This is a genomic window from Flavobacterium cellulosilyticum, assembly GCF_004349355.1.
In the GTDB taxonomy this organism is placed as follows: Bacteria; Bacteroidota; Bacteroidia; order Flavobacteriales; family Flavobacteriaceae; genus Flavobacterium; species Flavobacterium cellulosilyticum.
Window position 1 is genome coordinate 132,481 of the sequence record NZ_SMFK01000009.1, and the last position, 23,231, is coordinate 155,711.

At 33.2% G+C, this 23,231-nt stretch carries 13 protein-coding genes, 1 tRNA gene and 1 pseudogene; 9 read left to right on the top strand and 6 right to left on the bottom strand.

Going from position 1 to position 23,231, the window contains the following annotated elements; translation table 11 throughout:
* Window positions 1-71: 71 nt before the first annotated feature.
* From E0F76_RS13405 to E0F76_RS13415, 3 genes are all read left to right on the top strand, one after another.
* Window positions 72-524, top strand: a complete 453-nt coding sequence (locus E0F76_RS13405; protein ID WP_132006977.1) for an Lrp/AsnC family transcriptional regulator — start codon at window positions 72-74, stop codon at window positions 522-524.
* Window positions 525-620: 96 nt separating this feature from the next.
* Window positions 621-1,394: a dienelactone hydrolase family protein gene (locus E0F76_RS13410; RefSeq protein ID WP_132006980.1), complete on the top strand. Its 774-nt coding sequence runs from the start codon at window positions 621-623 to the stop codon at window positions 1,392-1,394.
* 26 nt (window positions 1,395-1,420) lie between these two features.
* Window positions 1,421-2,437 carry a M28 family metallopeptidase gene (locus E0F76_RS13415; protein WP_132006983.1) on the top strand — a complete coding sequence of 339 codons (1,017 nt, stop codon included), beginning with the start codon at window positions 1,421-1,423 and terminating at the stop codon, window positions 2,435-2,437.
* Between the two features lie 312 nt (window positions 2,438-2,749).
* Here the strand turns inward: E0F76_RS13415 and E0F76_RS13420 are convergent.
* A tRNA-His gene (locus E0F76_RS13420) sits at window positions 2,750-2,823 on the bottom strand.
* 62 nt (window positions 2,824-2,885) lie between these two features.
* Window positions 2,886-3,602, bottom strand: coding sequence for a bacillithiol biosynthesis deacetylase BshB1 (gene bshB1 / locus E0F76_RS13425; RefSeq protein ID WP_132006986.1), 717 nt, complete (start codon window positions 3,600-3,602; stop codon window positions 2,886-2,888).
* 40 nt (window positions 3,603-3,642) lie between these two features.
* Between bshB1 and E0F76_RS19890 the strand changes: the two genes are divergently transcribed.
* Window positions 3,643-3,777, top strand: coding sequence for a hypothetical protein (locus E0F76_RS19890; RefSeq protein WP_281275286.1), 135 nt, complete (start codon window positions 3,643-3,645; stop codon window positions 3,775-3,777).
* A 3-nt stretch (window positions 3,778-3,780) separates the two neighbouring features.
* Here E0F76_RS19890 and E0F76_RS13430 read toward each other — a convergent pair whose 3' ends face one another.
* Both E0F76_RS13430 and E0F76_RS13435 read right to left on the bottom strand, forming a co-directional pair.
* On the bottom strand, window positions 3,781-4,851 hold the full coding sequence (locus E0F76_RS13430; protein WP_132006989.1) for an isochorismate synthase: 1,071 nt from the start codon (window positions 4,849-4,851) through the stop codon (window positions 3,781-3,783).
* Window positions 4,851-5,288: a PaaI family thioesterase gene (locus E0F76_RS13435; protein ID WP_132006992.1), complete on the bottom strand. Its 438-nt coding sequence runs from the start codon at window positions 5,286-5,288 to the stop codon at window positions 4,851-4,853. The genes E0F76_RS13430 and E0F76_RS13435 overlap by 1 nt, the downstream gene beginning before the upstream one ends.
* Before the next feature lie 128 nt (window positions 5,289-5,416).
* Between E0F76_RS13435 and E0F76_RS13440 the strand changes: the two genes are divergently transcribed.
* A complete protein-coding gene (locus tag E0F76_RS13440) occupies window positions 5,417-6,934 on the top strand; it encodes a right-handed parallel beta-helix repeat-containing protein (RefSeq protein ID WP_132006995.1) in 1,518 nt (505 codons plus the stop codon).
* Window positions 6,935-7,022: 88 nt separating this feature from the next.
* On the top strand, window positions 7,023-10,694 hold the full coding sequence (gene purL, locus E0F76_RS13445; protein WP_132006998.1) for a phosphoribosylformylglycinamidine synthase: 3,672 nt from the start codon (window positions 7,023-7,025) through the stop codon (window positions 10,692-10,694).
* 262 nt (window positions 10,695-10,956) lie between these two features.
* Here the strand turns inward: purL and E0F76_RS13450 are convergent, their stop codons facing one another.
* The gene (locus tag E0F76_RS13450) at window positions 10,957-11,268 is read right to left on the bottom strand and encodes a hypothetical protein (RefSeq protein ID WP_132007001.1); all 312 of its coding nucleotides are present in this window, start codon (window positions 11,266-11,268) and stop codon (window positions 10,957-10,959) included.
* A gap of 324 nt (window positions 11,269-11,592) precedes the next feature.
* Window positions 11,593-11,772 (bottom strand): annotated as a pseudogene (locus E0F76_RS19720) (SemiSWEET family transporter); the annotation flags it as partial.
* Window positions 11,773-12,209: 437 nt separating this feature from the next.
* Between E0F76_RS19720 and recQ the strand changes: the two are divergent.
* From recQ to E0F76_RS13470, 3 genes are all read left to right on the top strand, one after another.
* Entirely contained in the window at window positions 12,210-14,306 is a 2,097-nt protein-coding gene (recQ, locus tag E0F76_RS13460; protein WP_132007004.1) for a DNA helicase RecQ, read from the top strand.
* Window positions 14,307-15,729: 1,423 nt separating this feature from the next.
* A complete protein-coding gene (locus E0F76_RS13465; RefSeq protein WP_132007007.1) occupies window positions 15,730-21,012 on the top strand; it encodes a polyketide synthase in 5,283 nt (1,760 codons plus the stop codon).
* Window positions 21,013-21,093: 81 nt separating this feature from the next.
* Window positions 21,094-23,231 (top strand): non-ribosomal peptide synthetase (locus tag E0F76_RS13470; protein WP_165932705.1); only part of this gene is annotated, 2,138 nt, incomplete at its 3' end.

Here is a 23,231-nt window from a genome sequence, read left to right on the forward strand (position 1 = left end):
CTTATATTTGTTTAAAATAAGTCAAATTACATTTATTTTATAATAATAAAAATAATTTATACAAAAACCTTATGGAAATATTAGATAATTTTGATGTTGCTATTATTAAAGAATTAGAAAAAGACGGTAGAATGGCTTATTCGACAATTGCCGCTAATTTGAAAATTTCGAATACAATGGTGCACCAGCGCGTAAACAGATTAATAGCTCAAGGAATAGTAATGGGAATAAAGCCAATTATAAATGAGAAAAAAATTGGTTATGATTGGGGTTCCTACACAGGAATTACCCTCAATAAAGATCAAGATTCTAACAGAATAATTGAGGAGTTAAAAAAAATTCCTGAAATAACGGAATGCTACTACATTTCAGGCTTGTACACGCTTTATGTAAAAATAATTGCCAAAAATCATGAACACATGCGAAAAGTACTTTATGAAAAAATAGATACTATTCCTGGTATTTCAAAAACCGATTCTATAATGGAATTAGGTTGCGCTTTCAAAAGAAATGTAAGTTTGTAATTATTGTAAGACAACTATTAAAAAATGCTTAAAAACAGCATGTTATTCGATAATCGCATCTATTTATTTCTGATATTTGTTAAAAATAATATCGCTATGAAAAACTACCTCTACTTATTATTAGCCCTAATTTTGGTTTCAAATACCAATTTTGCACAATTAAAACCAATAAAATACAACGATGACACTCAAGTTTTGAACGGTTTTAGTATTCAACCACAAACTAAAAGGCCTCAAAAACCTGGAGTACTAATTCTTCCGGCATGGATGGGAATTGACAAGCAATCGAAAGATGTTGCCCAAAAATTATCAAAAATGGGTTATTACGCCTTTGTTGCTGATATTTATGGCGAAGGAAATTATCCAACAAATTATGCTGAAGCTGGAAAACAAGCTGGACATTTTAAAACCAACTACCTAGAATATCAAAAAAGGATTTCTTTGGCTCTAGCCCAATTAATTAAAGCTGGAGCAAATGCAAATAACATAGTTGTTATTGGCTATTGTTTTGGAGGAACTGGAGCACTTGAAGCAGCACGAGCGCATTTAAACTTAAAAGGAGTCGTTTCCTTTCATGGTGGATTAGGCCGAGATTCAAAAAGAACAATTGAACCCATTCTAGCTAAAATTTTAGTTTGTCACGGCGCCGATGATCCGTATGAATCTAAAGAGGAAATCACCGCTTTTCAACAAGAAATGCGAGATGCTAAAGCCGATTGGCAAATGATTTATTATGCTAATGCTGTACATGCTTTTACCAATCCAGACGCAGGAAATGACAATTCTAAAGGAGCGGCCTACAATGAAAAAGCTGCAAAAAGATCTTGGGCACATATGAAACTTTTCTTAAATGAAGTATTAGAAAAATAAACCAAAGACTAATCTATAAACTAAAAATGAAAAAATTATTTATCCTTTTTTTATTATCAGTAACTATTTCCTGCACCTCGCAAAAAAATAGCTTTTCAAATGCTAATCCATCAGAATATGTAAAAACAATTACTGCTGCCGATCTAAAAACACATATTTATATCGTAGCATCAGATGAAATGCAAGGCAGGGAAACAGGTTCTTTAGGTCAAAAAAAAGCAGGGGAATACCTTATCAATCAATATATAGCAAACGACATTTCATTTCCAAAAGGAGCAACTGATTTTTACCAACGAATTCCTGCCTCTTTTTTGAACGCCATACGCAATGATAACCTTGCTGATTCTGAAAATATTTGGGCTTTCATTGAAGGTTCTGAAAAACCTAATGAAATCATCGTTGTCTCTGCCCACTATGATCATATTGGCATCAAAAATGGTGCAATTTATAATGGTGCCGATGATGATGGTTCAGGAACTGTAGCTTTATTAGAAATTGCTCAAGCATTCGCAAAAGCAAAAAAAGAAGGTAATGGTCCTAAACGATCTATCTTATTTTTACATGTTACTGGCGAAGAACACGGTTTGTTAGGCTCAAGGTATTATGCTGAAAATCCTTTATTTCCTTTAGCGAATACAATAGCCGACATCAATATTGATATGATTGGTCGACATGATGAATTTCATAATGATTCAAGCAACTATGTATACATTATCGGTTCCGATTATTTGTCGACCGATTTATACAACATTTGTGAAGATGCCAATAAAAATTATGTAAATATATCCTTAGATTACAAATTTAATGATAGAACAGATCCAAACCGTTTTTATTACCGTTCTGATCATTACAATTTTGCCAAAAATGGAATCCCATCTGTATTCCTTTTCAACGGTGTTCATGCGGACTACCACAAAGCAACAGATACCGTTGAAAAAATTGAATTTGATGCTATGGCAAAAAGAACACAACTCGCTTTTGTAATTGCATGGGAATTAGCCAATAGAGAAAATCGACCTGTCGTTGATAAAAGTGGAACTTAGTTTCCTCAATTAATAAATTATAATTAAAGAGCTTCGAAGAAATTTGAAGCTTTTTTGATTCTATACCAATTGCTGTTATTTGGGCGTATCCCTTCGGGTCGGGCTTTTCGTTCCCGCTTTTTAGTATCCCGTAAAAAAACGGGATTCTAAAAGAGCTCCACTTCATCCCTTACGCAACGCAACCGAAAGCTACTAGCAGTTTGAATTAAATGAAATTTAAATTTCCTGTTTTTTAAAAATTCTACAAAATTTTTCATCTACAGTTTATTCCACAAAAAAAGCCTCGAATTTCTTCGAAGCTTTTACGTTTTGGGTGGATGACCGGTTTCGAACCGGCGACCTCCGGCACCACAAACCAGCGCTCTAACCAGCTGAGCTACAACCACCATTTTTAACGAGTGCAAATATAGCACTAAACTTTTCTTTTGCAAAGAAAAAATTAAAAAAATTACATCAAATTTTCTAAACTATTGACTGCCAAATATCTTTCAACAGTAAAACCTTCCGCAAAATCGGTTCCAATCAATCTTCCAAGCTCCTGAACACGATAATTAAGGCTTTCTAAAAAGTTTTTTGAAGCTATTGGTGTTTCTGGTTCATTTGATCCTGGATTATAAAATTGAGAACTATAAGCTAAAATAGCTTCAATTCTTTTATCATTAAATCCTGTAATGTCAACAACAAAATCAGGATTAATATTTTTCCATTGCAAATAATGATAGACTACTTTAGGCCTCCAAGCTCCTTGCTTTTCGCCATTGAGTTCGGTTTCAATTTTCATCAAACCAGATAAAAAACAAGCATCCGAAACCAATTTACTTCCTTTTCCGTGATCAATATGTCGGTCATCAATAGCATTACACAACACAATCTCTGGCTGGTATTTTCGAATCATTTGGATGATTTTCAATTGATGCGCTTCGTCATTAATGAAAAACCCATCACGCATATCCAAATTCTCTCTGGCAACAATACCCAATATTTTAGCTGCAGCAGCCGATTCACTGTTTCGTATCGCGACAGATCCACGAGTACCCAGTTCGCCACGAGTTAAGTCGATGATTCCAACTTTTTTCCCTAAAGAAACTTCTTTTGCAATGGTACCACCACAACCCAATTCAACATCGTCCGGATGCGCACCAAATGCTAGTATGTCTAATTTCATAATTTATGTTTAATTTTTATTCAATAAGAATGCAATTTCAATGGCAATTTCAATGGCAATGACAATGGCAATGGCAATGACAATGGCAATGGCAATCGCAATTTCAATAAAAAATCTTAATTCTGCAATCTGTTTTCTGCAATCTGTTTTCTACAATCTGTTTTCTGAAATCTGAATTCTAATTTCTGTAATCTAAAACCTTCTTCATCGTTGCCGATTTATTCACACTTTCCTCCCACTCTTTACTAGGAATACTATCTTTTGTTATGCCACAGCCCATAAACAAATGCGCTATTGAACCACTTATTTCCATGCAACGCAAATTTACAAACAAATCAGAACTTATAGCATCATCTGCATTACTTCTATTTAATTCGCCCAAAAAACCTGTGTAAAATGTTCGATGGTAGTTTTCGTTTTCCAAAATAAATATTTTCGATTTTTCTTTTGGTAAACCACAGACTGCAGGCGTTGGATGCAATAATTCAATAATGTTTCTTAAATAACACTCTGAATTCATAGTAGCCAAAATATCGGTTTTTATATGCCAAATACTTCCCGCTTTGATACTATAAGGTTTTGAAACTAAAATTTCCGAAGCAACACTATTTAAATTATCAACTATATAGTCTGTCACAAATTGCTGTTCTTCTTTTTCTTTGTTTTGCCATACTACTTCAACAGAATCATTATTTTTTTGTGTACCGGCCAAGGCTATGGTTTTAACTATTTTATCATTCGATTGTAATAATTGCTCTGGTGTTGCACCTAACCAAGTACCTACTTTTGGATGATAAAAACAATAAACAAAAGTGGTGGGATACAAATAAACTAATTTTTCAAAAGCATCTATTAAATCAAAATCAGCTAAGGCAATGGTTTCTTTTCGAGATAAAACTACTTTCTTAAATTCATTATTTTCAATAGCCTGAATGCCTTTTGCAACGAGGTCAATAAAATTCTTCTTTTCTATTTCAGTTGGTATTTCAAGACTGCTTTCCTTAGCTAACAACTCTTTTTTATCAATTATAGACTCAATTATTTCTGACTGATTTTCAGGAATTAACACCTTTTGACTTCCGTCAAATGAAGCAAAAACAAAACCTTTTTCGGTAAAATCATTAATTTCAACTAAAGTATCATTTTTTTGAAACAGCGCTGTTAAGGTGTTTTTATTTGGCTTTTTATAAATTACAAAAGGTAGATTTTGAGCAAATTGCTTTTGGGCTTTTTTTAAAATCACTTCCATTACTCTTCTTTCTTTTTCCTTTTTGGTATGATCATAGTAGTCAATTTACAAATCGAAATTAATGATTCGTTTTCATCCGTAATTCTAATTTCCCATAAATGAATACTACTTCCTTTGTGAATTATCCTTGCTGTTGCAGTTACTATTCCATTTCGTTTTGCTTTGACATGATTAGCCGAAATTTCAATTCCACGTATTTCACTTTGCTCGGCATTGACTAACAAAAAAGAAGCAGCACTTCCTACACTTTCAGCCAAAGCTACAGACGCTCCACCATGCAATAAACCCATAGGTTGATGAACTGAAGGATTCACTGGCATAGTTGCTGTCAGGAAGTCGGAACCAGCATCAACATAAACTATATTTAACGTTTGCATCAATGTGTTTTTAGAAATAGTGTTGCAAAAGTGAAGGAATTTTTCTTTGTCGAACGTCATTATTTTGTATTTAAAAATGTAAATTTATAGATAAAGATTTTGAAAACAAATGTTATCAAGATTCAAAATTAAAATTGATTCCATAATCCTTCAGGAATTTTACTATTTTTACAAAAAAATCTAACGAAATGCGTCAGTTTACCTTTCTGTTTTTTATCGGAATTATTATTATTTCTATTAGCTCTTGTCGAACAGATTTCGAAGCCATTCCAAGTTCAGGTAAATTAAAATTCTCAAAAGACACCATTTATTTAGACACCGTTTTCTCTACAATAAGTTCTAGTACGTACACGCTAAAAATTTATAATCAAAGCAAAAATGACATTAACATTCCCAGTATAAAATTAGGTAAAGGTCTCAATTCTAAATATAGAATGACTGTTGATGGAATGCAAGGAAATCACGGAAAATCATTTGACAATGTCAATCTTTTAGCCAAAGATAGTATCTACATCTTTATTGAAACAACGGCCGAAAGTACGGATGCAAACCCGACCGACTTTCTATACACAGATCAAATTTTATTTGACGGAGGAGCTAATCTACAAAAAGTGGAATTGGTGACACTCATTCAAGATGCCGTATTTCTATATCCTAAAAAGCAGACTGATGGCACAACTGAAACTCTTCCAGTTGGAGATAAAAAAATTTACGGCTTCTTTTTAGATGAAAATGATCCTGTAAATGGCAACGAGCTTCATTTTACTAATCAAAAACCGTATGTAATCTATGGCTATGCAGCTGTTCCTTCTGGTAAAACCGTAACTTTTGATCCAGGTTCAAGAGTTCATTTTCATGCTGAATCTGGACTTCTTCTATCGTCGAATGCAACATTAAAAATAAATGGGATAGCTTCAACAACGGAAAAACTAGAAAACGAAGTTATTTTTGAAGGAGATCGATTAGAACCCGATTTTTCTAATGTACCAGGACAGTGGGGAGCAATTTGGTTAACAGATGGCAGCACCAACCACAAAATCGATCATTTAACAATTAAAAACGCTACTATAGGTTTATTAATTGACAATAATAATGGTTCAACAGTACAAATTAAAAACACTCAAATTTACGACTGTACTAATTATGGTATTCTTGCCCAAACAGCTAAAATTAATGGAGAAAATTTAGTGATTAATAATGCTGGTTTAGCAGGTTTAGCGTGTACTTATGGGGGAAGTTATAAATTCACTCATTGCACTTTCAACAATAATTGGTCTAGTTCGAGTCAAGTGGCAGTAATAGTCAATAATTATTATATTGGAGCAACACCAGAAGTCAAAGACCTCAGTTTAGCCACATTTAATAATTGTATTATATATGGTTCTTATTCCAACGAAATGTTATTAAGCAAAAAAACAGGTTCTTTATTTGAATACCAATTCAATAATTGTTTGTTAAAATTTAGTGACTTTTCATCCAATTCTTTGTACCAATTCGATACAGATCCAACTCATTACAATGCTATAATTAGAAATAAAGATCCTAAGTTCTTAAAAGTTGAATTTAATAAACTCAATATTGATGATACTTCAGCGGCTTTCGCCAAAGGAAATGCGACGTACCTATTACCAATGGATATTTTAGGAAATGTAAGGACTTTACCACCAGATTTAGGTGCGTATCAAAATAAAGCTTTTCCAAAATAAATTTTCAAAGTCTTTAGTTAGTGTTTTTTTGCTCTTCCTAACTTTTTAAACTAAATTTGCACCGTTAAATACAACAAACTACACAACAATGATTCATTTCTTTGAAAACCAAAGCAAGACAGTTTTTGCAGTTCACACTCAAAACGAAATTTCGGCTGAAGACACATCAAAATTAAACTGGCTTTTTGCCGACTCTAATAAAATTGAAAAATCCGTTTTGGCGGATTTTTTTGTTGGTCCTCGTGCCACAATGATTACGCCTTGGAGTACCAATGCTGTTGAGATTACTCAAAATATGGGTGTTTCTGGAATCATTCGTATCGAAGAATTTTATAAAGTAGCGGAAGATTTTACCGACTTCGACCCGATGCTTTCTCAAAAATACAGAGAATTGAATCAAGACATTTTTACGATTCACATTCAACCAGAAGCGATTTTGGATATTGATGATATTGCTGCCTACAACAAATCGGAAGGTTTATCATTAAGCCCAGAAGAAGTGGACTATTTAGATAATCTAGCTACTAAATTGGGTAGAAAATTGACCGACTCAGAGATATTTGCTTTTTCTCAAGCCAATTCAGAACACTGTCGTCACAAAATTTTCAACGGAACTTTTGTAATTGATGGAATAGAAAAAGAAACTTCTCTATTTAAATTAATAAAAAAAACATCTCAGGAAAACCCGAATGATATTGTTTCGGCTTACAAAGACAATGTAGCTTTTGTAAAAGGACCAAGAGTGCAACAATTCGCTCCAAAAACTGCCGACAAAGCTGATTTTTATGAGATAAAAGAATTTGATTCGGTTATTTCATTAAAAGCAGAAACACACAATTTCCCAACAACTGTAGAGCCTTTCAACGGTGCTGCAACAGGAGCTGGTGGAGAAATTCGTGACCGTTTAGCTGGTGGTCAAGGTTCGTTACCAATGGCAGGAACAGCGGTTTATATGACATCATACTCTCGTTTGAAATCCTTCGACCCTACTCAGGATGACAGACCATGGGAAAACGGGATGGCTGAAAGAAAATGGTTGTATCAAACGCCAACAGATATTTTGATAAAAGCATCCAACGGAGCGTCTGATTTTGGAAATAAATTCGGTCAACCTTTGATTACAGGTTCTCTTTTAACTTTCGAACACCAAGAAAATAACCGCAAACTAGGTTACGATAAAGTAATTATGCAAGCGGGTGGAATTGGTTACGGAAAATTGGACCAAGCCATTAAACACAAACCTCAAGAAGGCGATAAAATCGTTATCCTTGGTGGTGAAAATTATAGAATTGGAATGGGTGGCGCTGCGGTTTCTTCTGCCGATACAGGTGCAATGAGTTCTGGTATTGAATTGAATGCCGTACAGCGTTCTAACCCTGAAATGCAAAAACGTACTGCCAATGCCATTCGTGGATTGGTAGAAAGCGACCTAAATCCTATTGTTTCTATTCACGATCACGGAGCAGGTGGACACCTAAACTGTCTTTCGGAATTGGTAGAAGAAACGGGTGGATTGATTGATTTAGATAAATTACCTGTGGGCGACCCTACCCTATCGGCCAAAGAAATAATTGGCAACGAATCTCAAGAAAGAATGGGATTGGTTATTGGTCAAAAAGACATTGACATTTTACAACGAATTGCAGATCGTGAGCGTTCGCCAATGTATCAAGTGGGTGATGTAACAGCCGATCACCGTTTTACTTTCGAATCAAAATCAACAGGAGCAAAACCGATGGATTATGCCTTGGAAGATTTCTTCGGTAGTTCGCCAAAAACGGTAATGACCGATAAAACTATTAACTATAACTACCCAGCTATAGAATATACAATAAGTGAAATATCAACTTATTTGGAACAAGTATTACAGCTTGAAGCTGTAGCTTGTAAAGACTGGTTGACAAACAAAGTAGACCGTTGTGTGGGCGGAAAAGTGGCCAAACAACAATGTACGGGGCCATTGCAATTGCCGTTGAATAACTGTGGTGTAGTAGCTTTGGATTATTTAGGAAAAGAAGGAATTGCTACTTCAATTGGTCACTCTCCTATCGCGTCCTTAATTGATCCTGTTGCAGGAACAAGAACTGCAATTGGAGAGTCTTTATCAAATATCGTTTGGGCTCCAATAAAAAACGGAATGGACGGAATTTCACTTTCGGCCAACTGGATGTGGGCTTGTAAAAACCCAGGTGAAGACGCTCGTTTGTACGCTGCCGTTGAAGCTTGTTCTGAATTTGCAATCGAATTGGGAATCAATATTCCTACTGGAAAAGATTCGCTTTCGATGAAACAAAAATATCCAAACGACGAAGTGATTGCGCCAGGAACGGTAATTATCTCAGCCGGCGGAAATTGTACCGATATTAGAAAAGTAGTAGAGCCTGTTTTGCAAAAAGACGGAGGTTCCATCTATTACATTAACTTATCGCAAGACGAATTTAAACTAGGTGGCTCTTCATTGGCGCAAACGTTGAACAGTATTGGAAATGATGCACCTACAATCAAAGACGCTGCTTTTTTTAAAAATGCATTTAATACCATTCAAGAATTAATTGGCGACAATCAAATTCTAGCGGGTCACGATATTGGTAGCGGTGGATTGATTACTACTTTATTAGAAATGTGTTTTGCTGATGTAAATTTGGGTGCAAAAATTGATTTCTCCGTTTTTGAAGAAAAAGACATTATCAAATATTTATTCTCTGAAAATATTGCTTTGGTTTTCCAAGCAATAGACGATGCTACTGTTGAAAGTGTCTTGAATAACAAAGGTGTTTCTTTCTATAAATTAGGAACTGCAACTACAAATGGTATTTTAGACTTTGGTCCTTGCGGATTAGACATTGAAAAATACAGAGACATTTGGTTTAAAACCTCTTATTTATTAGACCAAAAACAAGCGAAGAACGGAACAGCAAAAGCACGTTTCGAAAATTACAAAAATCAAGCATTAAACTATACTTTCCCTGCACATTTCACTGGAAAAAAACCTGCAATTGACAATTCAAAACCTAGACCAAAAGCAGCCATTATCCGTGAAAAAGGAAGTAATTCCGAGCGTGAAATGGCAAACGCGATGTACTTAGCTGGTTTTGATGTAAAAGACATTCACATGACTGATTTGATTTCGGGTCGTGAAAATCTGGAAGACATTCAGTTTATTGGAGCTGTGGGAGGATTCTCGAATTCCGATGTTTTGGGTTCTGCCAAAGGTTGGGCTGGAGCATTCTTATACAATGAAAAAGCAAAAAATGCTTTAGACAATTTCTTAAAAAGAGAAGATACTTTATCAGTTGGAATCTGTAATGGTTGCCAATTGTTGATGGAATTGGAAAAAATAAATCCTGAGCACGAAGTACATGGAAAATTGTTGCATAACGACAGTCACAAACACGAAAGCATTTTCACCTCGATATCGATTCAGGAGAATAAATCAGTGATGTTATCAACATTAGCTGGTGCCACTTTAGGAGTTTGGGTTTCGCACGGTGAAGGAAAATTCAGTTTGCCATTAGCCGAAGAAAACTACAACATCGTGGGTAAGTACGGTTACGATTCCTATCCTGCCAATCCAAATGGCTCCGATTACAACACGGCCATGTTGTGTGATACTACAGGCCGTCACTTGGTAATGATGCCACACATTGAGCGTTCTACTTTTCAATGGAACTGGGCGAATTATCCAAAAGACAGAAACGACGAAGTTTCTCCTTGGTTAGAAGCTTTTGTGAATGCTAGGTTGTGGATTGAGAAATTGTAATTTGAAAATATATTATTTTTTAAAAAACGTCCCGATAAATCGGGACGTTTTTTTGCTTTAGACTGAACAGTTTTACTTTTTCATTAATTGGTTCATAAGATTCCCCCTCTTAGTGCGAAGGAATACTTTGCTTTTTCCAATAGAGAATCAGAAATTAGCAAATAAATTATTTCTTTTTACCTAATTCTCTTCAAAATCTACAAATCCACCATCCTATGGAGAAGGAGAAATAAATTGTTATTGACTACTTTTATTACACTTCTTAATCTATTTCATTTTCTTCTAAATCTTTATCGTTATGAAAATCGTCGTCTAAATTTTTTATATCTTCTATATTCAAGTTGGATTTTTCTTTTTTAGGATTTTCATTTGGATTAGGTTCGTCTGGATTGTGACCATTTCTAACCGTAAATCCTTGCTCAGCAATTTCTGCATTAGTTTGTTGACGTGATTTATCTGATGGAAAATAATCTATTTCATCAGCGTGTTTTAAAAATTTACTATCTATGGATTTAGATTCGTCAGTTTTATCTTCTTTATCATCAAATTTTTCGTTTTTATCTGGCGCTTTCATAATTTATTTATTTTAATTAATTCTTTACAAATTTAAACCAGTTTGACATTAAAACATTATATAATTACTATTTCTAATTGTATAATTATCAGTATTTTATTTAAAAAAAAAGTGAAAATTCTAAAAATGTAAATTATGAAACATTAGGCTGAAAAATTATAATTCTTATTTACATAAGCATCTTAATTTTGGATTATTGTAAACTAATTAAAAAATATTCAAAAAGAAATTTTCCGTTATAACGCTTTTGTATATTTTAACAACACGGCAAGTATCGCAGGCATTCAGAATGCATTGTATTTTTAAAAAAAAACTATAAATTGCTTATTCCCGTTCACAATATAGTATAAAATATATCATAATAGCATTCAGCAAAAAAGTGATAGCATTGGTCATAATTATCGGAATATCTTTTTTTAGAATTCCATAAATAACCCACAAAGCAATACCAAAAGTCAAAACGCTAAAAGTCAAAAATGAAATATCTTTCACTTTTTTTGTCTTCCATACTTTTACAAATTATGGTTCAACGGAAAGAGTTACACAAATGCCGGCGGTAAATCCTATAACATTAATTAGATTCATCATTAGTAATTTTATTAAACAAGTTATTTTTATTGGCTTATAATAATCAACTAAACTATTTCAGCTGTTTCTATTTATTTGACTGAAAAAAAAAAATGAAAATTATCCCATAATTTTCTAAAAGGAAAACTGATAATAATTAATAAAAATACTAAATTCAATTACATTTAAAAAATCGATAGTTTAATTCATTTATAGATTATTATAATGAAAAGAGGAAGTTTAGAAACAGCAAAACCTGCAGATCCAACTGTGGGGATGAGAAAAATCATTTCAAAATCAATCAGAATTTAATAAAAGGATCACCTAATCGAGTTTCTTTTTTTATTACATTCGTTTAAAAATATCCGCCAAAAATGACAACAGAAATTTTACATGCCAAACTCAAAGAAAATTTCGGATTCGAAAAATTCAGACCCAATCAGGAAGAAATTATCAATTGTATACTTTCAGGAAAAGACACTTTGGCGATTATGCCCACAGGTGGAGGGAAATCAATTTGTTTTCAACTTCCAGCCTTAGTTTTACCCGGAATAACGATTATAATTTCGCCGCTTATCGCTTTGATGAAAGATCAAGTAGATAGCTTGAAAGCAAATGGAATCGCCGCTTGTTTTATAAATAGCAGTCAATCGAGCGAGGAACAGCAAATGCATATCCAGAATTTAGTAGACCAGAAAGTCAAATTGGTTTATGTCGCTCCAGAAAGTTTGTCCTACCTCGAAAATGCTTTCAGTCAAATCACGATTAGCCTAATTGCAATTGATGAAGCACATTGTATTTCGGCTTGGGGACATGATTTTCGACCCGCCTATACTAATTTGGGTTATTTGAAAAACCGCTTCCCTTCTACTCCAATCCTTGCATTGACTGCAACTGCCGACAAAGCTACCCGAACCGATATTAGCGAACAATTGAATTTGGTTGAACCAAAAATATTCGTTGCTTCCTTCGACAGAAAAAATTTGAGTCTCGAAGTGCGTCCTGCTTTAGATAGAGTCAAACAAATTATAGATTTTATAAAAGACAAGCCCAACGAATGCGGAATTGTTTATTGCTTGAGCCGAAAAACTACGGAAGAACTTTCGGAAAAATTACAAAAAACAGGGATTAATGCCAAAGCCTATCACGCTGGTTTGGATTCTAGACTGCGTTCAAAAACCCAAGACGAATTTATAAACGATGAATGTCAGGTGGTTTGCGCCACGATCGCTTTTGGGATGGGGATTGACAAATCCAATGTACGTTGGGTGATTCACTATAATTTACCTAAAAATATTGAAGGCTATTACCAAGAAATTGGTCGTGCAGGTCGGGACGGATTGCCTTCTGAAACCGTTTTGTTCGAAAGTTATGGTGATATGATTCAGTTGCAAAAATTTGCTTCCGAAGGACTGAATGCCGAAGTTCAATTGGCAAAACTAGAACGAATGAAGCAATATGCAGATGCTTTGAGCTGTCGCCGAAAAATATTGCTTTCTTATTTTGGTGAATTGGTAACCGAAAATTGCGGCAATTGCGACATTTGCAAAAATCCACCCGCCTTTTTTGATGGAACCATTATTGCTCAAAAAGCATTGTCGGCAATCATGCGCTTGCAAGAAACGGAAGCATTACCCGTAATTGTTGACTTTTTGAGAGGTTCAAAAAACGCATCTATTTACGACAAAGGCTATCAAAATTTAAAAACATACAGCGTTGGTGCTGATATTTCTTGGTACGATTGGAATCAATACCTCATCCAACTTATAAATTTAGGCTATTGCGAAATTGCTTTTCACCAACAAAACAAAATAAAGTTAACTCCTTTTGCTAAGAAAGTATTATTTGAAGGCGAAAAAGTACAATTAACTACGGTTCAGAAAGTAAGCAAAGACAAACCAACAATTAAAGAACGAGCTAGCCGAACAGCGACCGATTCACTTTTTGAAACCCTTAGGAAATTGCGTTCCGAAATCGCCAAAGAGGAAGAAGTTCCCGCTTACATCATTTTTAACGATGCTACTTTAAAACAATTAGAATCCGAACGACCAATGAGTGATGCTGAATTCCTAAACATAGATGGAGTTGGAAAAGCAAAATTAGAAAAATATGGAGATGTTTTTATTAAAGCAATAATCGAATTTCAAAAAAACAAAACAGTACGACCAAAAAAAGAAGGAAGCACGTATAAAGTAACTTTAGAAATGTACCAAAGCGGAATGTCTGTTGACGAAATCGCTGGCAAAAGAAATTTGGGTGCAAGTACTATAACTTCTCATCTAGCCAAACTATATACAGATGGACATCCAATCGATTTGAGTACCTATATTACCAAAGAAGAAATTTCAAAAATTGCTGAAGCTAAGATTAAACTAGAATATACAACTGCATTGAAGGCCTACTTTGACTTTTTTGAAGAACAAATGGCGTATGATAAAATCAGAATTGGATTGGCAATGATTGATAAATGAAAACTGAAACTTTATAAACAATCTATTGTAGTTTTAATTCAAATGGTATAGTAGAAATAAGATTATTAAACTTGAAAAGACACTTTCATTTATTTTAAACCTAAATCCATAAATTGCAATTATTGTTGAATGTTTTCCATGCAATCAAAATGCTGTTTAACATCATTAAATAATCAATCTAAGTACTTAATTAGTCTAGAGTCTATCATAGATAATACGACATCAAAAATGATAAATTGACTTTAAAAATTCATTGAAATAGTATCATAATTATACGTTCCAACTGCTTTATCCTTATAAAGACATAAAGGCCTTAAAATAAAACCTTGTCTAAATTTAACTGTCCCTGAATGCTTAAAAAAGTTACATTCCAGTCAAAATTTTTGGCAGAATTGATTCCATAATTGGTCTCTATAGTTAATGCATTTATAGTTTTGGTATGGAATTTAATTTACTCTATTAATAGACCCAATATATATCATAACTCTCCATTTATAAGAAATGAAATTTTCTAAAGTATATTTAGTATCAATAATTATTTAAGGAAAACATGCCTTCAAACCAATAAAGTCGGTTAAAAACTAGGTTGTCATATATAGCTTTGTAAGATATTACTTTATTTATAAATAAAACAGACGAACTGTATCACATTAACGATGAAGTGCGTTAATTTGCATAAAATGAAGGTAATTTAAAATAATTATTGCACCTAAAAATATTTTAATATTATATTCATCTTAATTCAAACCATTTTAATTGATTCCTATTTTTGTGAATTTAAGTAAAAACAATGTATTTAATTTAGATGTAATTTACTGTTTAATTTACATATAATCAGTTGCTATAATGATGTTTTACAGCAATAAACACTCAATAAATTTTAATATACTATATTTTAAAATGAGGATGAAAAAAGTTTTGAGAATAACGTTAAAAATTTTCAAAATATTTAAAATATCGTAAATAAGCTTTTCTGAACTATTATAAAGTTCTTAAATATTCCTATTAAAAAATAGTCTTGTAAGTTAAAACTCTATATATTAAACGAATAATAGTTAATAAAGTATTTTTGAATGAAAATTAAACTCAAAAAATTTAATTCTATTAATCTAAAAAATGTCATTCATCGACGATAATGGCTTTCTACAGATAAATACTAGTAATAGTGAAAACTTTTTCTTTTTTTTGTTTATCTTTAAAATGCTAATAGAAGTATTCTTCAATCTATTAAATTATATTAAATAAAAAATAATATAAAGACTAAAGCTAATAATAATTTTACATTTTAATATTATCTGATTAGGCTATTGTAAATAAAAAAAACTTAACCATTTTGCACTAATAAACTGTTAACTAACATTTAAATAAAATTTTTAAAAGTTTAAATCAAAATTTACCCAAATTTAAATTTAACATAATTATAATGAAAAGATCTAACAACAATAATTTAGAAATCGAAATAAATGGGTATAAAATGATGTATCCAGATAGTACATTGCATGCGCTTTTTGCAGAGCGAGCTGAAATGTATTCTAATTCAGTAGCAATTGAATTTGAGAATAAAATTGTTACTTATGGTGAACTAGATATAATGACAAATCAAATAGCCAATTACCTTTGGTCTCAAGGCTTACGACCTGGACAAATTGTTGCTATTTCTATGGAGCGATCTTCTAATTTAATAGCTTCTCTTTTTGCAATTATGCAGTGTGGTGCTGCTTATTTACCTTTAGACCCAAAATTTCCAACTGCACGTCTTGAATTTATGCTTAAAGATTCGGAGGCTAGTTTTTTGTTAACTACTAAAACACTATCAACTTCATTAGTTCATTGCCAAAGAACTATTTTAATAGAAGATATATTGACTTTACTGGACAAATATCCCATCATACCGTTAACTGTTTCAATTTCACAAGATGCTGTTGCCTATATAATTTATACTTCAGGATCTACTGGAAAACCAAAAGGAGTAACAGTCACTCATAAAAATTTAGTTAACTTCCTTTTCAGCATGGCACTTGAACCTGGGATTAACGAAGACGATAAGTTATTGTCCATAACCACAATTTCTTTTGATATTGCGGGTTTAGAATTATTTCTGCCGCTAATCAATGGTGCTACAGTAGTTTTTGCTGACTATGAGACTACTCGTGATGGTCAGCTTTTACTTAATTTTTTACAAAACAAAGAAATTACTATTCTACAAGCCACACCAACTACTTGGCAAATGTTAATTGATTCAGGCTGGGAAGACCCGCTTGCTTTAAAAGTCCTTTGTGGTGGCGAAGCTATGCCCTTAAATCTCGCACGTCAGCTAATTTCAAGATGTGATTCGCTTTGGAATATGTATGGCCCTACAGAAACTACAATATGGTCCGCCATAAAACAAATTCATGCAGATGATACTATAATTACTATTGGACGACCTATTGCAAACACCCAAATTTATTTATTAAATGAAGATGGACAAGCCGTTGCACCTGGCTCAATTGGAGAGATCGTTATAGGAGGAGATGGTGTAGCACAAGGTTATTGGAAACGCCCAGAACTTACAGCTGAAAAATTTATTTCAGATCCATTTTCGAAAGAACACAACGCCATCCTGTATCGCACGGGGGACCTTGGAAAATTACTTCCAAACGAGGAGTTTCAATGTTTAGGACGAATGGATCATCAAGTAAAAATCAGAGGACATCGAATTGAATTAGGTGAAATAGAAGCTACATTAAACAGTCTTCCTGGAGTAAAACAATCTGCAGTTATACTAAGTGAGCAATTTGGGAATGAAGCTAAACTTGTGGCTTATTTGAAATTTAGTGAGCAATTGCAGGATGAAAAGATGATTCATGATGCTCTTTCAAAAATTTTACCAGAAATTTTATTACCCACTAAATATATTTGGGTAGATGATTTTCCAATTACACCAAACGGAAAAATTGACAAAAAAAACTTACCTATTCCGAAATATCAAAGACCTAGTTCTGCTCCTCTTTTCAAAAAACCAATTACTCAGTTAGAAAAAGATATTGCAGAGATTTGGAGTGAACAATTACAAATACCAAGAATAGGTGTAGATGACGATTTTTTTGATATGGGTGGAACTTCACTTCTAGCACAAAAAGTAACTTCATTGATGAGACAACGTTTATTCTTGGATATTGCTGTGTCTAAAATCTATATTCATCCGACAATTAGTGAACTTTCAAAGATTTTACGTGAGAATATAATAAATGAGGATTTATTTGTTTTTAAAAAGACTAATGATATAACAACTTCTGCTGATATAGCTATTATTGGTATGGCTGTAAGATTACCAGGTGCAGATTCAATAGAGGAATTATGGGAAAATCTAAAGGGTGGAAAAGAAACTATTTCATTCTTTTCTAAAGAAGAATTAGATAGTAGTTTACCTGAAAGTCTTCGAAACGATCCACTTTATATCGGAGCTAGAGGATTATTACCTTCCGCTAAAACATTTGATGCTGGTTTCTTTGGATTAAACCCACAACTTGCCGCAGCTATGGACCCTCAAATTAGGATATTTTTAGAAATCGCTTGGGAAGCATTGGAGCAATCTGGACATTTACCTAAACATTATAAAGGAAGTATTGGAGTATATTCAGGTAGTGAAATTAATACCTATTACGAAAACAATATATTTAACAACAATGAGCTAAAGAGCCAAATAGGTGATTTACAAATTTATACAGTAAATGGTAAGGATTTTATTGCACCTCGTACATCCTATCATTTAAACCTAAAAGGACCATCGGTTAGTGTCCATTCTGCCTGCTCTACTTCATTATTAGCAGTTGCTGAAGCTGTGAAAGCAATACGGACTGGTATGTGCGATATTGCACTTGCTGGAGGATCTAGTGTAACAGCACCAATTTATAGTGGACATCTTTATGATGATGGATTTATAAAAAGCCCTGATGGTAGAACTCGCCCTTTTGACGCTTCTGGAAAAGGGACCGTATTTAGTGATGGAGCTGGTGTGGTGCTTCTAAAAAGATTAGAAGAAGCTCAAAAAGATGGTGACATTATATATGGACTTATCAAAGGTGTAGGTGTAAATAATGACGGAGGAGACAAAGGCAGTTTTATGGCTCCTAGTGCTAAAGGTCAAGCTGGAGCAATTATTAATGCGTTTAACGATGCTCAAATTGCACCTTCATCAATTAGTTACGTTGAAGCTCATGGAACTGCGACTCCAATTGGAGACCCAATAGAAATTGAAGGACTTAAAATTGCCTATGGTAAACAGGATAAAAATGGATTTTGTGCCCTTGGTTCTATCAAAAGTAATATGGGACATACCACTGCTGCAGCTGGTGTGGCTGGGTTAATAAAAACAATATTGTCAATGCGTCATAAGCAAATCCCACCTATGGTTGGATTCAATAAACCAAACCCAAATATAGATTTTGATAATAGCCCTTTCTACATCAATAACAAATTGATCGATTGGAAAGTGGATGGACCAAGAAGAGCTGGAGTGAGTTCATATGGAATCGGTAGTACTAATGTACACGTTATTGTCGAAGAATATGAAATGAATCCTTTACCATCTTGTAATGAACGACCATTACAATTACTAACTTGGTCTGCAAAAAATAAAAACAGTTTATTGGGTTATGAAAATGCTTTGGGTCACTTTCTTGATACCACAAAAAACATACCTTTAGCAGATGTAGCCTATTCATTGAATGTAACTCGAGATGACTTTAACCATCGAAGTTTTTTGATAGCTGATTCTACGAATAATGCAGCTGAAAAATTAATTTCTCTAAAACCAATAAGTACTAAATCCTCAATATTAAAGAGTATACCTAGCGAAATGGGGTTCCTATTTCCTGGACAAGGCGCTCAGTATTTACAAATGGGCAAAACACTTTATGATAACGAAAAAGTGTTTCGTGACGCTGTAGATAAATGTGCCGAGTTACTGATGGAAGATTTAAAATTGGATATTCGTCATATAATCTATCCAGAAATTAACTCTACTAAAGCAGAAGAACTTTTAAAAGATACTCGCTTAACTCAACCCGCTTTATTCGTTACAGAATATGCTTTGTCTCAGCTGTGGAATAGTTGGGGTATAAAACCCACTTTCCTTTGTGGACAAAGTATCGGAGAGTATACCGCAGCACATTTAGCTGGTATCTTCAATTTAAAAGATGCTTTACATATAGTTGCTGTAAGAGGACGTTTGATAAGCCAACTTCCAAATGGTTCAATGTTAGCAGTACGTGTTCCAGTGGATAAATTAAGCAAACTGCTTCCTGATACTCTTTCCGTTGCGGCTATAAATTCAAATCAGTTTTGTGTTGTGTCAGGTACTACGCAAGAGATAGCCGAATTTAATCAGAAACTAGATTCTCAACATATTCCAAATAAGATTCTTAGTACGAGTCATGCATTTCACTCTTCTATGATGGATCCTATTTTAGATTCATTCAAAAAAGAGTTAGAAAAAATAAAACTAAGTATTTCTCGATTACCTATTATTTCAACAGCTTCAGGGACTTGGTTAACTGACACAGAAGCCACAAGCCCTATGTATTGGGTTAACCATTTAAAAAACACAGTTCGATTTGCAGATGCAATGGATACTGCATTTGAATTAGATGATTTTATATTATTAGAAGTAGGACCAGGTCAAAGCCTTACTACTTTAGCTCGCCAACAAGCTAGTGGTAAAATCATTGCTGCTTTTCCAAGTTTAACCTTTCCAAAAGACGAACATGAAAATGAATATTCCACTTTATTAAATGCTCTAGGCGAATTATGGTCAAGAGGATTAAACCCTGATTGGAAATCTTTCTATTCCCAACATGAAAGACAAAAAATAAATTTGCCTAGTTATGTATTTGATCGCAAACCATGTTGGATAGAACCATTAAGTTTTATTGAAACTAAGGTAATTCAAACACTTATTATTAATGAATCGCCTTTAGTTTCAATAACAACTGAAAATAGTAGCATCCAAACTAACGATTCTAGAATAGATTCAATACTTATTAAGATTTCAGAAATCATAAAAAATGCCTCAGGAATAATTTACGAATCGGATTCTGCAACTAATACCTTTTTAGAATTAGGATTAGATTCATTATCGCTAACACAGCTGTCAGGTAGATTAAAAAAAGAGTTTAATTTGCCAATTACTTTTAGACAATTGAATGAAGAAATTCCCTCACCGTCGCTTTTAGCAGATTATTTAGATATTAATTTGCCAAAAGAACAACCAGTTAAAATTACACAAGAAAAAAATGAATTGGTTTCAAACCAAACTGCTGTACCACTTAATTTATATAATGACAAACAATTATTGTCAAATCAAAATCAAATTACATTAGAGCAGATAGTTCAACAAATTCAACTTTTGAACAAGAAGTTAGATTCTTTACAAAATAATCAAAACAGTGCACTATCTGGAACTACTTCTTTTACTAATTTAAAAGATGAAAATTTAATTAGTCCAAATGGAGTTACGAACCAAGAAATAAATAAAACTATTTCAAAAATAAAAGTTACGCAAAGCACTGAAAATGATACAGCTAAAAAAAAGTATACCATAATGGCAAATGAACCTCCAGTTCTAGGAGGAAAATTGGGTCGCGATGAAAACGGAAACCCTGCGTGGTTTATAGAAGATCCTAATCAAAAAGGAAAATTTGTAAATATTGAATTTTTGGAATAAAACCAATTCATAACTATTACTCCATATTAAAAATTACCCCCAAAAACTAACTTTTAAATTTAACAGAATTATATCTAACTAATGGAAAGCCAATCTCAAACACAAATTGAAATTCAATTTAATCCATTTTTACCTGAAATTGAACGTGTTATATACACAACAAATTCACAGTTGGAAATATGGACAGATTGTGTTTTTGGAGGTAGCGATGCAAACAAAGCTTATAACCTTTCTGTTTCCATTAAATTTACAGGTAATTTAGTCATAGATGCACTTGAAAATGCTGTAAAGACTCTGGTAGATCGTCATGAATGTTTACGAGCTAATTTTAGTTCAAATGGACGTTTTATGAATATTTTTAGAGATTTTATTATCGATATTTCTCATAATGATATTTCTCAACTACCTACGATAGATAAAGAAAAGAGCAAAGATACCATTATAAAAGATGAGTTAAATTCACTTTTTGACCTTGTCAATGGTCCTTTATTTAAAGTTAAATTAATTAAAACCGATGAATTTGAACATATATTAGTAATTACTCACCATCACATTATTGGTGATGGTTTAAGTTTTGATATCATTTTGGAAGAACTTAGTACACTTTATTCCGCTCAAGTAGAAAACAAAGTTCCGAATCTTCCCAATCCAGAACGATTCAGTGAGTTTGCTGAAAGAATAAATTCGTTAATGGAAAGTGATGAATATCAACATTTAGAAGATTTTTGGCTTAAAATTTATGAAGAATCTGTTCCCTTAGTTAATTTACCAATTGATAACATAAGACCTTCATTACGGACATATAATAGTCAACGTCTTGATTTTCCTGTAGACGATAATCTTATAAATTCACTAAAACTAGTAGGAATAAGCTCTGGTTGTAGTTTAGTTACAACTTTACTTGCTGCATTTGAGTTGTTTTTAAGCAAACAAACAGGTCAAAATGATTTAGTAGTAGGATTTCCGTCATCAGGAAATATATTATATGATATGAGACAAATGGTTGGAGATTGTGTTAATCTACTTCCTTTGCGTAGTAATATAAGTTCAAACATAAGCTTTATAGATTATTTAAAACAAAGAAACTCTCAATTATTTGATGCATATGACCATCAGCAAGTTAGCTTTGGTCATCTACTGCATAAGTTTGCGATTGCTCGTGACCCTTCAAGAGTTCCTTTGGTTCCGGTAATATTAACAGTTGATTTAAATCGGGATATAGAAAGCGAGTTTTCATTTTCAGGTCTTTCTCATGAATTTAAAATTAATCCTAGAGAATACGCAACCTTTGAAATTCAACTTCATGCTTTTAGAACCAAAAATGGTCCATCATTTCAATGGTCCTATAATACTACCCTATTCAAACCTGATACAATTAAGAAAATGATGTTGTCTTTTGAGCAAATATTGCAAAAGATTGTTGAAGACCCATCAAAAACAATAGAACAAATTTCATATCAGGATTATACAAGTGCATACAATGAATTAAATGCAACCTCAACTAACTATTCAAATGTAGCTCTTCATGATTTAATCGCATTACAAGCTCAGAAAACCCCAAAGAATATAGCTTTGGGTTTTAATGACAAAGTTATTTCTTATGAAGATCTTCAAGAGCAGACTAACCAAATGGCTCATTATTTGAAAGCTCAAGGTGTATTACCGGGTGATTTTATCGCTGTTTCTATACCACGATGCCCAGAACTAGTGATTTCATTATTAGCAATTATGCAGTGTGGTGCTGCATATCTTCCTTTAGATCATGAATATCCTTTAGCGCGATTAGAATTTATGTTGGAAGACTCAGAAGCTAAATTTTTGCTAACTAGTAATACTCTGTTAAATGCCTTGCCGAAATGGTCTAATAGCATTTTAATAGAAGATGCTATCACTGCATTAAATCAATATCCTGCAACAAAGCTTCAAAACAGAGTCGATCCTGAAAGTATCGTATATCTATTGTACACATCCGGTTCTACTGGTAAACCAAAAGGAGTTCCTATTACTCACAAAAACTTGGTTAATCTCCTTAGTACAGTTGCTATTGAACCAGGTATAAAAGAAACAGACAGACTCCTGTCTATTACAACTATTTCTTTCGATATAGCTGGTTTAGAATTATATTTACCACTTATTAAAGGTGCCACATTAATTCTAGCTGACCACGATACAGCAAGAGATGGTAGGCTATTACTTGAGATGCTAGAAAAAGAAAAAAT

Bases quoted from the DNA above. Each gene is read 5' to 3' on its own strand.
- E0F76_RS13435 (WP_132006992.1), bottom strand. From the start codon at position 5,288: ATGACGTTCGACAAAGAAAAATTCCTTCACTTTTGCAACACTATTTCT.
- recQ (WP_132007004.1), top strand. From the start codon at position 12,210: ATGACAACAGAAATTTTACATGCCAAACTCAAAGAAAATTTCGGATTC.
- E0F76_RS13450 (WP_132007001.1), bottom strand. From the start codon at position 11,268: ATGAAAGCGCCAGATAAAAACGAAAAATTTGATGATAAAGAAGATAAA.
- bshB1 (WP_132006986.1), bottom strand. From the start codon at position 3,602: ATGAAATTAGACATACTAGCATTTGGTGCGCATCCGGACGATGTTGAA.
- E0F76_RS19890 (WP_281275286.1), top strand. From the start codon at position 3,643: ATGGCAATTTCAATGGCAATGACAATGGCAATGGCAATGACAATGGCA.
- purL (WP_132006998.1), top strand. From the start codon at position 7,023: ATGATTCATTTCTTTGAAAACCAAAGCAAGACAGTTTTTGCAGTTCAC.
- E0F76_RS13465 (WP_132007007.1), top strand. From the start codon at position 15,730: ATGAAAAGATCTAACAACAATAATTTAGAAATCGAAATAAATGGGTAT.
- E0F76_RS13415 (WP_132006983.1), top strand. From the start codon at position 1,421: ATGAAAAAATTATTTATCCTTTTTTTATTATCAGTAACTATTTCCTGC.
- E0F76_RS13405 (WP_132006977.1), top strand. From the start codon at position 72: ATGGAAATATTAGATAATTTTGATGTTGCTATTATTAAAGAATTAGAA.
- E0F76_RS13440 (WP_132006995.1), top strand. From the start codon at position 5,417: ATGCGTCAGTTTACCTTTCTGTTTTTTATCGGAATTATTATTATTTCT.
- E0F76_RS13430 (WP_132006989.1), bottom strand. From the start codon at position 4,851: ATGGAAGTGATTTTAAAAAAAGCCCAAAAGCAATTTGCTCAAAATCTA.
- E0F76_RS13410 (WP_132006980.1), top strand. From the start codon at position 621: ATGAAAAACTACCTCTACTTATTATTAGCCCTAATTTTGGTTTCAAAT.